Annotated in this window: 13 protein-coding genes; 4 read left to right on the forward strand and 9 right to left on the reverse strand. The window is 39.9% G+C overall.

From position 1 onward, the window contains the following. Positions 1-255 precede the first annotated feature (255 nt). The 8 genes from CEF16_RS10360 to dnaE all read right to left on the reverse strand — a co-directional run bounded on the left by CEF16_RS10360 (position 256) and on the right by dnaE (position 11,977). On the reverse strand, positions 256-729 hold the full coding sequence (locus tag CEF16_RS10360) for a DUF441 domain-containing protein (protein ID WP_091582119.1): 474 nt from the start codon (positions 727-729) through the stop codon (positions 256-258). A gap of 83 nt (positions 730-812) precedes the next feature. Then, positions 813-1,208 (reverse strand): FxsA family protein, encoded by a 396-nt coding sequence (locus tag CEF16_RS10365; protein WP_091581796.1) that lies wholly within the window; start codon positions 1,206-1,208, stop codon positions 813-815. Positions 1,209-1,281: 73 nt separating this feature from the next. Further along, positions 1,282-3,036 (reverse strand): pyruvate kinase, encoded by a 1,755-nt coding sequence (pyk, locus tag CEF16_RS10370; RefSeq protein ID WP_091581793.1) that lies wholly within the window; start codon positions 3,034-3,036, stop codon positions 1,282-1,284. A gap of 62 nt (positions 3,037-3,098) precedes the next feature. Then, on the reverse strand, positions 3,099-4,058 hold the full coding sequence (pfkA, locus tag CEF16_RS10375) for a 6-phosphofructokinase (RefSeq protein WP_091581790.1): 960 nt from the start codon (positions 4,056-4,058) through the stop codon (positions 3,099-3,101). A 635-nt stretch (positions 4,059-4,693) separates the two neighbouring features. Then, complete coding sequence (accA, locus tag CEF16_RS10380) at positions 4,694-5,677, reverse strand: acetyl-CoA carboxylase carboxyl transferase subunit alpha (protein ID WP_091581786.1); 984 nt, start codon at positions 5,675-5,677, stop codon at positions 4,694-4,696. A gap of 14 nt (positions 5,678-5,691) precedes the next feature. Next, positions 5,692-6,549, reverse strand: a complete 858-nt coding sequence (accD, locus tag CEF16_RS10385) for an acetyl-CoA carboxylase, carboxyltransferase subunit beta (protein WP_091581783.1) — start codon at positions 6,547-6,549, stop codon at positions 5,692-5,694. A 745-nt stretch (positions 6,550-7,294) separates the two neighbouring features. Further along, entirely contained in the window at positions 7,295-8,533 is a 1,239-nt protein-coding gene (gene ystJ, locus CEF16_RS10390) for an NADP-dependent malic enzyme (RefSeq protein WP_091581780.1), read from the reverse strand. 117 nt (positions 8,534-8,650) lie between these two features. Then, positions 8,651-11,977: a DNA polymerase III subunit alpha gene (gene dnaE, locus CEF16_RS10395; RefSeq protein WP_091581777.1), complete on the reverse strand. Its 3,327-nt coding sequence runs from the start codon at positions 11,975-11,977 to the stop codon at positions 8,651-8,653. Positions 11,978-12,124: 147 nt separating this feature from the next. Here dnaE and ytrH point away from each other — a divergent pair, with 147 nt between their 5' ends. The 3 genes from ytrH (at position 12,125) to CEF16_RS10410 (ending at position 13,340) form a co-directional block, all read left to right on the forward strand. After that, on the forward strand, positions 12,125-12,484 hold the full coding sequence (gene ytrH, locus CEF16_RS10400; RefSeq protein ID WP_091581774.1) for a sporulation membrane protein YtrH: 360 nt from the start codon (positions 12,125-12,127) through the stop codon (positions 12,482-12,484). Continuing rightward, positions 12,481-12,987, forward strand: coding sequence for a sporulation membrane protein YtrI (gene ytrI, locus CEF16_RS10405; protein ID WP_091581771.1), 507 nt, complete (start codon positions 12,481-12,483; stop codon positions 12,985-12,987). The genes ytrH and ytrI overlap by 4 nt, the downstream gene beginning before the upstream one ends. A gap of 143 nt (positions 12,988-13,130) precedes the next feature. Continuing rightward, positions 13,131-13,340, forward strand: a complete 210-nt coding sequence (locus CEF16_RS10410; RefSeq protein ID WP_091581769.1) for a YtzJ family protein — start codon at positions 13,131-13,133, stop codon at positions 13,338-13,340. 117 nt (positions 13,341-13,457) lie between these two features. Here CEF16_RS10410 and CEF16_RS10415 read toward each other — a convergent pair whose 3' ends face one another. Next, positions 13,458-14,411 carry a DHH family phosphoesterase gene (locus CEF16_RS10415; RefSeq protein ID WP_091581767.1) on the reverse strand — a complete coding sequence of 318 codons (954 nt, stop codon included), beginning with the start codon at positions 14,409-14,411 and terminating at the stop codon, positions 13,458-13,460. A gap of 117 nt (positions 14,412-14,528) precedes the next feature. Between CEF16_RS10415 and CEF16_RS10420 the strand changes: the two genes are divergently transcribed. Continuing rightward, a complete protein-coding gene (locus CEF16_RS10420) occupies positions 14,529-14,840 on the forward strand; it encodes a YtpI family protein (RefSeq protein ID WP_091581764.1) in 312 nt (103 codons plus the stop codon). The last annotated feature ends 82 nt before the right edge of the window (positions 14,841-14,922 follow it).

A 14,922-nucleotide genomic window follows, 5' to 3' on the forward strand; every position in this document is an offset into this window, starting at 1 on the left:
AAGTAGAACGCTCAGTCTGTTACATGCATACTTCTTTGCAGCATCAATCCTGTCAGAAGTGGGTGAAGCGGTACTGTTAACACGTATTTCTTCCGTAAGCTATGTAGGAAGGAATTTTGAAGCCCTTTTCATTATAAACACTTTTTACATTTTTGTGAACTTAGAAATATGATATTATACTTATTCACAAAAATTATATTACTTCTATTATTCAGATAAAACCCTATAGGCTGGAGGAAGAATATACTTTATTCCTCATCCGCCGGCGGATGAAAACATTTCAGCTGCTTTCATAGCCGCATAAGCAATACCCGCTCCAATTAAAGGTCCGACAGCAACTCCGTTAAACAGCGCTACTGCAAGAATGGTCCCAATAACAAGCGCAGCGGTAATATGCGGATCATTTTGAAGCAGCACTACACCGCCTTTTGCAATCAGAGCCACAAATATTCCCGAAGCAAGAGCAATCCAAGCATAATAAGATTTCACTGCTTCACCCAGTTGTTTGAAACCAATCTCACCTGTTACTATCGGCACTAATACAGATATAGTAAGAATCGTGACGGCAATTGGTATTCCTTTCATCTGCAAAAACGGAAATACTTTGTCGCCAAGTCCCACCCATTTAATGAATAATAGAATGAGAACTGCGATTACCAACGACTGGTTTTTACCAAGGACTCCGACCGCAAGCAAAATAAGCATAAAAATGGATGCTTGCGATATCAATTGTAGTCCATCCTTCCACATAGTCTTCGTTAACATCCTACCATAAATCAACACAGTCTGTCATGTAACAACAGACTTACCAGTTACTTCTTCTGAAAATAAATAATGCTGCCGTTTTGAATCAGTTTAGCAAAAATTCTTTCTAATAGTGCTTTTATGATCGCTCTCGTATAAGGGATGAGAAGAAAAAAACCAACAGCATCAGTGATAAATCCTGGTGTTAGTAAAACAGCCCCTCCAACCAGAATACAAATGCCGTCTAAAACAAGTTTGCCTGGAACTTCCCCGTTTTGCATTTGCAGCTGAGCAGTTCTAATTGTATTCAATCCTTCTTTCTTCGCCAGCCATGCTCCTAATATTCCCGTTAAAATAATAAGAAGTATGGTCGGCCAAACCCCTATTGCATTTCCAGAAAGCACCAACAAACCAATTTCTAAAGCAGGAACTATTATTAAAAGCAGCACAAACCATTTACCCACGAATTGTTCCTCCCTTTTGGATCGGTTAGACAAAAGCTGCTCCGATCAAATCGGAACAGCTCCTTTCGTCTTTTTATAGTACGCTTGCGTGTCCGCGGTAAAGATCGCCGCGAGAACCATCCACCGTTATTTCTTCTCCATCTTCAAACAAATCTATCGCTTCTTTCACTCCTACTATTACTGGTATCCCCAAATTCAACCCTACTACGGCAGCATGAGAGGTTAATCCACCTTCTTCTGTAATGACAGCAGCTGCTTTTTCAAAGGCTGGAATCATATCTTTATCCGTGCTGTAAGTAACTAAAATTTTGCCTTCTTCCATTTTTTCATTTGCTTCACTTGCAGAACGAGCAATAACCACTCTGCCGGAAGCTGTTTTGCGGCCGATTCCCTGCCCTTTACCAATGATTTCACCGAGGACGTGTACTTTCATAATGTTGGTGGTTCCTGTTTCACCAACAGGTACACCAGCAGTAATCACCACTAGATCGCCATGGCTGACCAGTCCTGCTTTTAATGATTCTCTAACCGTGCTGTCAAGCATCTCGTCAGTCGTCTTTGCTGGTTTCCCAAGAAGCGGAGTTACCCCCCAAACGAGAGAAAGCTTGCGCAATACCTTTTCGTCGCTCGTTACAGCAACAATTGGAGATTCGGGACGGTATTTAGATACAATTTTTGCAGTATACCCGCTTTCTGTTGCTGTTAGAATAGCTGCTGCATCTAAGTTATAAGCAGTATGAGAAACAGATTGACTAATAGAGTTCGTAATGGATCTGCTGCTTTCCTTTGTGCGCTGGCTTAAGATGTTTTCATATTTTAAGGCAGATTCAGCTTTCATAGCAATATTACTCATTGTCTGTACCGCTTCAACAGGATAATCCCCAGCAGCTGTTTCCCCTGAAAGCATAATGGCATCCGTACCATCAAAAATGGCATTAGCTACATCGCTTGCTTCTGCTCTTGTCGGACGCGGATTGCGCTGCATCGAATCAAGCATTTGTGTAGCTGTGATGACCGGTTTTGCTAATGTGTTGCATTTCTTTATCAAGTTTTTCTGGGCGAGTGGAACTTCTTCCGGCGGAATTTCCACCCCGAGATCTCCCCGTGCTACCATTAAGCCGTCCGATACTTCTAAAATTTCATCTATGTTCTCAATACCTTCCTGGTTTTCTATTTTTGGTATGATTTGAATGTCTTCTGCCTCATGTTTTTCAAGGAGCTCTCTAATTTCTAAAACATCAGAGGTACGCCTCACAAAAGAAGCCGCAATAAAGTCGACTTCCTGCTCAATACCAAACTCAATATCTGCAGCATCTTTTTCCGTAATACCTGGAAGATTTACTTTGACATTGGGCAAATTAACTCCTTTTTTATTTTTAAGTTCTCCGCTGTTCAATACCTTCGTTTTCACATCTTTACCAATAATCTCAAGAACTTCTAGTTCAATTAAACCATCATCTAAAAGAATTTTCTTTCCTGCTTCTAAATCATCGGCAAGACCGGGATACGTCACAGATATTTTTTCAGGGGTCCCTTCTACTTCTTCAGCAGCTATAATTAATTCCTGGCCTCTTTCAAGGTTAATTGCTCCGTTTTTCATCGTTTGAGTTCTTATTTCCGGGCCTTTTGTATCAAGAAGGATAGCAACGTTTTCCCCTAATTCTTTTGCCGTTTCTCGTATAGTATCAATACGTGCTTTGTGTTCATCAAAATCTCCATGCGAAAAATTAAGGCGAGCAACATTCATACCAGCTTGCATTAAACTCTTTAACATTGCAGGAGATTCACTCGCTGGTCCAATCGTACATACAATTTTTGTTTTTCTCATCATTGTCCTCCTCTTCAGTTTTCCCTAGATTATTGTATCATAACTTGTATTTCGTACTAGGATTATATAGAAAGTTCTTGAGAGAGACGATACATATCTCTATCAATTTCATGAGTTTCAGAAAGTGCCTCTGAAATGTTTTTATGAACCACTTTATTGTTTCTTATACCAACCATACAACCTTGCTCTCCATTTAATAAAAGTTCAACCGCATTTGCTCCAAGACGGCTTGCAAGTACGCGGTCATATGCAGTAGGAGATCCGCCGCGCTGAATATGACCTAGCACGGTGACGCGTGTTTCTAAATTGGTTTCTTCTTTAATTCTCTGACTAAACTCAGGGCCGCTGCCAACACCTTCTGCAACAATGATGATACTGTGCTTTTTCCCCCGTTCATGTCCTCTTCTTAACCTGCCGACAATATCTTCCATATGGTGTTCTTCTTCTGGAATAAGGATTGTTTCTGCTCCGTCTGCTAAACCTGACCAAAGTGCAATATCTCCGGCGTTTCTTCCCATGACTTCAATCACGTAAGTCCGCTCATGAGAGGTAGCAGTGTCACGTATTTTGTCAATTGCATCAATGACTGTATTAAGCGCCGTATCAAAACCTATAGTATAGTCCGTTCCTGGGATATCATTATCGATTGTTCCTGGAACACCAATGGTAGGATAACCAAGCTCTGTTAGTTTTTCTGCTCCTCGGAAAGATCCGTCTCCTCCTATTACTACTAGTCCTTGAATGCCTAATGCATTTAAATTTTCTATTGCTTTCTGCCTTCCTTCAGGGGTTTTAAACTCCTCACAGCGAGCTGTATATAATTTCGTGCCGCCCTTGTGAATAATATCACCAACATCTCCAATTTCCAGCTTATCAATTTCGTTATTGATTAAACCTGCATAGCCGTATTTCACACCATATACTTCCACTCCATGATAAATAGCTTTACGGACTACCGCCCGGATTGCTGCATTCATCCCTGGAGAGTCGCCCCCGCTTGTCAGTACTCCAATTTTTTTCATGTTATATTCACTCCTTATTTCATAGTAAAGATCTATTTTTAACTCATTACATTAAACCATTTTCAAAATTAGGTTTGCAAAAAATAATAAAAGCAATTAAGAAAAGCGAAAGCGCCCCTGTTTTAAATGACGTTCGGCTAAGTTCCTCACGTCCTGTGAGAACGCCGAACTGGCTTGTCCTGGATAGGCTGTCTTCTGCGCCCGGAACAGGACGTTCGCGATCTTAGCAGAAGATCCTTCATATTGCGAATCTAGCAAAAGTTCCTTAAACCATCTCGGGCCTCCGAGAGGCTGGGCGCTGAAGCTAGACATCAGAGCGCAAAATTTTATACATTCCTATATTATTAGATAAACTCGGCTTACCGCCGGGTCCTTATGGCGGAAGTCAGTTTCACTTATACTTTGTTCCTTTAACAAAGTTAAAATTTTGTAAAGTATATAAAACAGACCATATGTTAGAAAACTTCTTTATCTTATTTCCGTCCAATGTGAAATTTTCTTACAATTAAAAACACTATTATTAGAAAAACTCGGCTGGCCGCTGAATCCTTATGGCAATATACTTTGATCCTTTAGGAAAGTTAAACTTTCCTAAATTACAAAGAAAAAATGCTTTCCGACACACTCAGAAAGCACTAATTCTCTCGTTCACCAGTGACAACGCTTTCACCGGTTACTTCGCCGATCTGTTTGTATTTTTCGTAACGTTCTGCGATTAATTCGTCAGCAGTTCTTTGACAGAGATTATGTAAGGAACGCTCTAAAACGTCATCCATATAGGAAGCCTGTTTTTCCAAATTTTTATGAGCCCCGCCTTTTACCTCTTTTATCATTTCATCAATAATACCTAATTCTTTTAAGTCCGGGGCAGTGATGCGCATCGTTTGTGCTGCTTGTTTGGCATAGCTTGCATCTTTCCATAGCAAGGCAGCAGCACCTTCAGGGGATATAACAGAATAGGTTGAGTTTTCAAGCATATGGATTTGGTTGCCGACTCCTAGCGCTAAAGCACCTCCGCTTCCCCCTTCTCCGATCACAATGCTTATAATAGGCACACGCAGCCCTGCCATTTCTAACAAATTACGTGCAATTGCTTCGCTTTGTCCGCGTTCTTCTGCTGCTTTCCCAGGGTATGCTCCCTTTGTATCAATGAAACATATTACAGGCCTAGAAAATTTCTCAGCTTGTTTCATCAACCGCAATGCTTTTCTATACCCTTCTGGATGCGGCATGCCGAAATTGCGCCGGATGTTTTCCTTTGTATCTTTTCCGCGCTGGTGGCCGATCACGGTTACTGGTTGTCCTTTATATTTTGCAATTCCGCCGACAATCGCTTCGTCATCTCCGTAAAGCCGGTCCCCATGAAGTTCTAGAAAGTCGGTGAACAGTTGATTAATATAGTCAAATGTTGTGGGACGCTCCCCATGCCTGGCAATTTGAACACGCTGCCACGGCGTGAGATTCCCGTATATATCGTCTTCTAGCTGCTTGAGGCGATCTTCTAAATTAGTAATTTCACCGCTCAAGTCTATGTCTTTTTCTTCTGTAAAAGATTTTAATTCATTTATCTTTTCACGAAGTTCAATTACAGGCTTTTCAAAGGGTAAATAACTATGCAATGCTTGTCACCTCCTTACTTCTCTTTGTAACCATGTATATCTAAAATTGAGCTTAACGTTTCTTTCATCTCTTGTCTAGGTACAACCTTATCGAGTTGTCCATGCTTTAATAAAAACTCAGCTGTTTGAAAATCTTCCGGTAATTCTTGACGAATGGTTTGTTCGATAATTCTGCGTCCCGCAAAACCGATCAGTGCTGCCGGTTCGGCCAAATTGTAATCACCAAGAGAAGCAAAACTTGCTGATACTCCTCCTGTGGTAGGATGCGTCATAACGGATACAAATAATAAACCTGCTTCATCAAGCCTTTTTAGGGCAGCACTTGTTTTTGCCATTTGCATTAGGCTGAGTACACCCTCTTGCATACGCGCTCCTCCTGAAGCAGAAAACATAATAAAAGGACGTTGTTTTGATAACGCTTGTTCGATGGCACGGGTGATTTTTTCTCCTACAGCAGAACCCATGCTTCCCATGCGAAACCTTTGATCCATCACACCAATAACAACAGGACATCCTTCTATATATCCTTCACCTGTAACTACCGCCTCATTCAATTTCGTTTTTTGGCGGTCTTTTTCAAGTTTTTGTTCATACTCAGGAAACGATAAAGGATCTCTAGAAGTAATATCCGTATTGATTTCAACGAACGTCCCCTCTTCAACTAAGGAGTTGATTCGCTCATAAGCAGTCATAGGCAGATGATGACCGCAGCTGATGCAAACCATATCATGTTTTTTTAGTTCTTTCGTATAAACAATGGATTTGCATTCTGGACATTTTGTCATGACGCCATCATTCATTTTGACTGGCTGCTGGCGTTCTGATGGAATCTTCGCGTATTTTCTTTTTTTATTGAAAAAATCCTTTAACACGAGGACACCTTCTTTACTATCTGTACTATGTTAAATAAGAAAAGCGTTTTAAATGACGTTCGCGCTAACTTCCTTACGTCGTGTGAGAACGCCGAACTGGCTTGCCCTGGATGTGCTGACTTTTGCGCCCGGAACACGATGTTCGCGAATCTAGCAAAAGTTCCTTAAACCATCTTGGGCCTCCGAGAGGCTGGGCGCTGAAGCTAGACATCAAAAGCGCAAAATTTTTTATACTTTCTTATCTTATTAGAAAAACTCGGCTTGCCGCCGAGTCCTTATGGCGGAAGTGGTAGTTTCACTTATACTTTGTCAAAAGGCACTTTTTTCAAGGTAATGTTGTAAAGAAAAGCACAATCTCTTTGTAAGATAATCTTCTTTTGGCAGATTGCAATAGTCCTAAATGCAGTATTTCCTCTTTACTATTACGTATACAAGCAAGTGAACAGCTTCTGTACATATATTCATACTTGTTTGTGCAAATGATCCCGACTTTTTTTCTTTTAAAATACTTCTCTTAGAAAAAAAGAGCAGTGATTTTAACAAGCAGGCATTGCCTGCTTGTTAAATGAAATTGCCTTTCCAAATAAAACTGCTCTTACAACTTCTCGAACAGAGGAGTGACCGACTTAATGACGATCGCTCTAATCCGTCCAGACGACAGCTTGCTTCAACTACCAACCTGCCATATTTCTTTGCCCACTATTAGGCAGCGTTTTTTTTTACGTTTCACCGTGATTTTTCCTTGTTATGCTTTATCAATAATAGAAAGCCTTCTTGTCTTTTCCGCTACTTCCTCGGGATTGACCTCTTTACGTGCTACCCCGGTTTCCATGGCTGTGCGGGCTACGGCTGCGGCCACAGCCGGTGCAACTCGTCCATCAAACGGAGCCGGTATTACATAGTCTGGTGTTAGTTCTTTTTGGTCAATTAAATCCGCAATAGCATAAACTGCTGCTTTTTTCATTTCTTCATTAATAATTGTAGCATTAACATCTAATGCCCCGCGGAAGATTCCAGGAAAAGCAAGGACATTATTTACTTGATTCGGAAAGTCCGAGCGGCCTGTTCCTATTACTTTTGCTCCGGCTTCCTTTGCATCTTCAGGCATTATTTCCGGATCAGGATTTGCCATCGCAAAAATGATAGGATCATCATTCATCGTTTGTATCATTTCTTTCGTTAATGCACCTGCTACGGATACCCCAATAAACACATCAGTGTTTTTAATGACATCAGCAAGTTTACCTTCGGCTCTGTCTTTATTCGTAACTTTTGCAATCTCAGCCTTCACATCATTCATGCCGTATGTTCTACCGTCATAAATAGCACCTTTAGAGTCACATAAAATGACATCACGCACGCCTAGACGCTGCAATAACTTTATAATAGCAATTCCTGCAGAACCAGCCCCATTGACCACAATTCGAATTTCAGATAAAGATTTTCCGTTTACTTTTAATGCGTTAATTAAACCGGCAGCTGTTACGATAGCTGTACCGTGCTGATCATCATGGAAGACTGGAATATTTGTTTCTTTTTTTAATCTTTCTTCAATAATAAAGCAATTTGGAGCAGCAATATCTTCTAGGTTAACCCCGCCAAAAGTTGGCTGCATCAATTTTACTGTTTCCACGATTCGATCAACATCTGTAGTGTCTAAGCAAACAGGAAACGCATCCACTCCGGCAAAAGACTTAAATAAAACTGCTTTACCTTCCATGACAGGAAGCGCTGCTTCAGGGCCGATATTTCCTAGACCCAATACTGCTGTACCATCGGAAACAACAGCTACCATGTTTCCTTTCATTGTATACTCAAAAACATTCTGTTTGTCATCGAAAATAGCTTTACAAGGCTCAGCCACTCCCGGGGAATAAGCAAGGCTTAAGTCCTTAGCGTTTCTTACTGGAACTTTTGATTTGGATTCCAGCTTTCCTTGGTTCTCCCGGTGAATATGCAAAGCTTCTTCTCTTGTCGTTGACAAAATCTCCACTCTCCTTCTTCCATGATCCGTGCGGCCTTTTCTTATTGTATGGTTAAAACGAACTGACCACAGCAAAACTTATCTTATTATAACAGATGAGATAGACATGTTCACCCTCTATGCCTTTTTTAACACAACAAATTCTTCTCCCAATATTTGTTTTAATTCCTCTAAGCATGGAGTTGAGCCATCTGTACGAAATCTATCTGCTAATTTAATCACTTTGTTTTCTTGTTCATAAACAAGGCATACTTGTACACCGCCTGGATATTTGCCTAGTATCTGTTTTATTTTTTCTGCAGCTGTTTTCTCATTTTTTTGTTTTTCTATTTTTAAAAACAAAAGATCATCTGACTGTTTCAGTATATCTTCTAAATAAAGCACATGATCAGCGAGCAGTTTTTGTTTCTTGCTTTTTCTGTCCTGCCTGCCGCCAATTAAGATAGGAATCTGCTCTGTCAGCATCTTTCTTATTTTTCGGTAAATGTTTGGGAAAATGACAATCTCCATATCTCCGGTTCCATCTGTAATTGTAAGAAATGCCATACTCTGGCCATTTTTGGTCCTTACCTGTTTCATTTCTTCTACGATTCCTGCAGCCCATACTTTTCGTTGAGAAGCAGGAAGCCTGTCAAATAAAGATACCGGCTGAAATCGTGCAAGTATTTTTTGGTAACGGTCGAGCGGATGGCCGCTTAAATAAAATCCAGTAGCTTCTTTTTCTGCTTCAAAGCATTCATTTTCAGAGAATGGTTTTGTCTGTACGAAACGAAAGTCATATTCTCCTTCAGAAATGAGCCCGCCAAGATCTTTTTGAAATTCAGCAAATTCGATTGCTCTTTCAATAGATGCCAGCATAACTGCACGATTATTAGCAAAATCATCAAGGGCTCCAGCTTTTATTAAAGATTCCAGCGCTCTCCTATTTATCACTTTTGGGTCCATCCTAACAATAAAATCAATCATACCTTGAAAATCTCCATGCTTTCTCTCTTCCAAGATAGAACGTACGAAATGTATATTTACTTGTTTAATAGCAAGCAGCCCAAAATATATATGATTTCTTGCCGCATAAAACCCTGCTTCACTGCGGTGAATAGAAGGTGGATTAACAGTTAATCCCTTTTGTTTCGCTTCTCTTAAATAGGCAGCTGTTTTTGATGGATTGTTCATATTCATCGTTAATAAAGCAGCATAAAAATAAGCTGGATAGTGAGTCTTTAAATAAGCGAGCTGATAGGCAATAAAGCTGTATGCTACTGCATGAGAACGATTGAACCCATAATCGGCAAATCGCACGATCAAATCGTATACTTTAGAAGCTTCGGATGGCGTACATCCCGTCTTTTCTGCACCAGTTACAAATCGGTCACGCTCTGTTTCTAAAATCTTTCTATTTTTTTTACTAACAGCTCGGCGAAGTAAATCGGCTTCACCAAAAGAATACCCGGCCATTTCAGAAGCAATTTGCATGATCTGTTCTTGATACACAATTACTCCATATGTCGGAGCTAAGATGTGTTTTATTCTGTCATGAGGATAGTCCGGAGCAGAATGGCCATGTTTTCTTTTTGCATAGACAGGGATATTCTCCATTGGTCCCGGTCTGTAAAGGGCATTTACAGCAGCAATATCTTCAAATGCTGTTGGTTTAATCTGCTGAAGAGCCTGCCTCATGCCTGTGGACTCCAATTGAAATACGCCGGTCGTATCACCTTCTGCCAGCATAGCATACGTTTTAGAATCATCAGCAGGAAGATCTCGTAAATAAATGGTTGTCCCTTCCTGTTTTTTAATAGTCCGCGTAATTCGCTCAAGCAGACTTAAATTTTTTAAACCAAGAAAATCCATCTTTAACAATCCTATTTCTTCTAGATGATCCATTGGATATTGGGTGAGCAGAAAGTCATCGCCTTTATGCATAAGCGGCACATGCTCTGTTAAAAGGTCTTCACTCATCACTACACCAGCAGCATGAACCGATGTATGCCGAGGAAGGCCTTCGATTTTTGAAGCCAGCTTAAGTATCGAAGCAGCCTGCGGTTCCCTTTGAATTAATTCTTGTAACGATACATCTGCTTTGTACGCTTTTTTTAATGTCATCCCCGGCTCTTGAGGGATAAAAGAAGCCATACGGTCAATTAAGGCTTGAGGCGCTTCCATAATTCTCCCAGCATCTCTTATTGATGCACGCGCCCCAAAAGTACCGAATGTGACGATTTGAGCAACCCGCTGTTTTCCATACTTTTCTACTACATATTTAATGACTTCATCGCGCCGGTAATCTGGAAAATCAATGTCAATGTCAGGCATTGTTACCCGCTCAGGATTTAAAAAACGCTCAAATAATAAATCATGTTCTAAAGGATCTACATCCGTAATTTCCAGCACATAAGATACTAATGATCCTGCAGCAGACCCCCTTCCTGGCCCTACCAGCATTCCTTGATTACGGGCATATCTTACCAAATCAGCAACAATTAAAAAATAATCATTGAACCCCATACGGTCAATAACTTGCAGCTCATAATCCAAACGTTCTGTTATTTTGTCTGTGATTTCATTATAACGGTACGCTGCTCCTTCATCACAAAGCCTTCTTAATTCTTGTTTTGCCGAATGGCCTGTAGGAAGCGGGAATTTAGGCAGCAATGTTTGTTCAAAATCTATCTTCACATTGCATTTGGCTGCAATTTCAGCCGTTTTTAATAAAGAACCTTTTTCACCACCGAAGGCTTCTGTTATTTCATCCGTATATAGAAAATGGCCAGACAGATAGTCCGAACGGGCTTTTATGTTTTTTATTGCTGTCCCTTCTGCAATAGCTTTCAGCGCATAGAGCCCTTCTTTTTCTTCTTCGTCCGCCATGTGAATATTATTTCCCGCTGCAAACGGGACATTTGATTGTAAGGATAATTGCTCCCATACGTTCCATACATTACTTTCGCCATGCACAGGCTGTTTCTCCAAATATACTCGTCCTTTATCAAGAGCTTTGATGTAACGCTCTAACACCTCTGCTGCCTTATTTTGCTCGTCTTGACGAATCAACTCAGCGACTTCACTATCTGCGTACGGAAGCAGAATAAAACAGTCTTTTATCCGTTCTGCAGCCGTTTGGAAATGGATATAGCCCTCTGTTTGTTTGATGGTAGACAGCTTCAGCAAAGCGCGGTACCCTTCATTATTTTCAGCAAGGAGAATGATTGGATAATCCCCCTCTAATTCTAAACCAGTCATCCATAATTCCAGCCCGATAATCGGTTTTATTTCTTTTTCTATACATTGTTTATAAAAAGGAATGACACCGTGCATATTATTTTTATCTGTAATAGCAAGAGCAGACATGTTATCGTCAGCTGCTTTGTTAACAAGAGTACGAATTCTCGCTGTACTTTCAAGCAAGCTGTATTCCGTATGTGTATGTAAATGAACAAACTCCATAGCAGGATCTCCTTTTTGTACTTCTGCGTTCTTTATCCGGTTTTACGCCTTTCTTATAAGTATGAATAGCTTTTCCAAGGAAAACAAGCATATAACACCCCTTCTTTTCTTATATTTAATAAGAGAAAAAGTTGTCCTTGTTAAGAAATGATAAAGGGGGGAACCTCAGTGATAAGTCGAGAATTCGCAGGAACATTGATTATGGACTTTTTTGTAGCATTTGGTGTCATTATAGGCGGCTCCATTATAGGCGGCATGGGCGCTTTATTAATTGGAAAACCCCCGTTGTCTACCATCCACGACCTGGCTGCCAGCTTAAAAATTTGGGCGCTCGTTGCTGCTATTGGAGGAACCTTTGATGCCATCACTTCTCTTGAACGCGGTCTTTTGTCCGGTACTCATGCTGATATTTTTAAAACACTTGCTATGATTTGTGCTGCATTGGGAGGAGCCAATACAGGAACACTTCTTATACAATGGATCACCCAGGAGCAAATCACTCCATGAGAATACCGCCTTATTACCGACGTCCAGGCTGGCAGCGATTTTTTGCCGGCATAATGATGGGAGCACTCGGCGGCTGGGCTTTTTTTCTTTTTCAATTTGGTGCAGTCCATGAAGAACTTGTGATCGAAATCAATAAACAACGCATTCAAATTGAAAACCAGAAAGAGCAGATAGATATATTACGAAGCGAGGAAAAAAAACGAAATGAAGAAAATGAAAAAAAGCTAACCATTCAAGAAACTAATATCAATTTTACAAATGAACAAAAACTCCGCTTAAACGAATTAGCCCTATATGAACTAAAACAACAAGTAGATGATGAAGTAAAATTTCTTAAAAATAAAAACATTGAAAGCGTCGTAGAAGGAAAAGAACTTATTAAAAAAGCAATAGAAAATAAAACATATAAGGTTGGGGACAATGAATACCAGCTTCATATAGAAGAAATGTATATCTATACGAGCTTAGAGCTTCATATAAAAATCAACCTGAGAGGTTCTTAATCAAATAACTATTTTTTGAATTTTTTATAATCAAACAATACAAAGCAAAAAAAATCCGGTATAATATAAAAAAAGTATACCGCTTTTTATATTAAGGCAATCCTTCTTCATACAAGCCATTTACTTTTGAGGAGGTGCTCGTGATGGATTTGACAGGAAAAGAGATGGTAATGAACCGGAAAGAAATGGCTCTTCAAAAAGTAGAAAAAATTAAGGCAGGGTACTCTGCTTTCGCTGAGTCGCATGAAGTAACCGCTATGATTAGAAAAGAACTCGAAAAGCAGGACATTGATGTATATGAAGACAAGACAGACCTCGGTTCCTGGTTTATTCCAACAAACAAAAAAGAGTAGAGTAAGTAAGTCTCTCCAGTTGACCAAACAAGCTCCGGACTGTGTTTATGACATTCCGGAGCTTGTTGCACTGTTAAAAAGTATAGGTAATATTGGCGGCAAGCAAGCCGAATTTTACTAGTAACTTTCACAAAGGGCTTCAAGCTCCTCGATAATATCTTCTGTTTCTTTTTTATTTTGGGCTTTTGCTCCGGCTGCCATAGGATGACCACCGCCATTATGATTGGCGGCCACTTCATTAATCACTGGACCTTTTGAACGAAGTCTTACCCTGTAATTGTTATTTTCTTCATCTTCCACAAAAAATACCCAAGCTTTTAACCCTGCTGTGTCGGAAAAAGAATTAATCACAGCAGAAGATTCATTGACGGTAATCTCATATTCATCTAGCATCTTTTTCGTTATATACATAATGCCCAGTCCGTGTTCGGTCATCTCAAATTCTTGCAGCACGCTGCCCTTGAAACGAACAAGCTTTTCTTGATTCTCATAGAAACGGGTAAACAGTTCTGTTGTATTAAAATCATACTCCAATACTTCTGCAGCAAGCCGCAATGTCTGCGGTGTTGTATTAGAGAATTGAAATCGTCCTGTATCACCGATAATTCCGGCATACAAGAGTCTGGCTGCTTCTTTCGGCAGCTCCCAGTTATGAGATTTTTTCCCTTCTAATACTAATTCTATCATCATTTCACACGTAGAACTGGCCTCGGTTTTTACCCACATCAGATCCCCATACGATTCTACCTCTGGATGATGATCAATTTTAATTGTTGTTTTTCCTCGCTCCCAGCCTTCTCCGTCAATACGCTCGGTATTGGCTGTGTCACATATAATGACCAAACTGCTTTCTATATCGTTTTGCTGTTCCACATTTGCAGACATTTGGGCTAAAAAAGAAAGAGATTCCTCTTCTTCTCCCATTAATACTACTTTTTTATTTGGATAATTGGTTTGAATCAAAGCCCCAAGACCAGCTTGCGAACCAATCGCGTCAGGATCAGGCTTTTCATGACGGTATATATAAATGGTTTGAAAGGCTTCGATCGCTTCAATAATTTTTTGTTTCATCTTACCTTCCTTTCTAATATAGTTCATGAACTTAGATTTTTATAGTATTTGCTTCTATATTCTTTTCCAAGTACAATAAAATAAGCAATTTATTAATACACTTCCCAGGAGGAAAACATGACGCAAATTTTTATTATCATACTTGTTGTAGGACTTGCCATGTATGCTTTTTACAAAATAAAATCAATTCGTTCACAGGCTCCCGCTGAAAAAAGATGGATTCAAACAAAAGCTAACATAAGTCTCGGTGCTTTTATGGCAGGTTTTGGAGCTAACTTATTATATACAAGCCGTGGTACTGTAGATACGATTATAGGCTCTATTTTTTTAGTTCTTGGCGCAGCTAATATTATTCTTGGATACCGCGCTTACAAATTGTATTTGCCTTATGCCATAAAGGAAGCAGAAGAACAGCGTATAAACGCATAATATCCTAATTTAAGCCGTCCCAAAAACACAAGTAAAGGGATGGTTTTTTCTTTAAGTATAATGGAACGTTCCATTACTTTCC

This window comes from Alteribacillus bidgolensis (genome assembly GCF_002886255.1).
In the GTDB taxonomy this organism is placed as follows: Bacteria; Bacillota; Bacilli; order Bacillales; family Marinococcaceae; genus Alteribacillus; species Alteribacillus bidgolensis.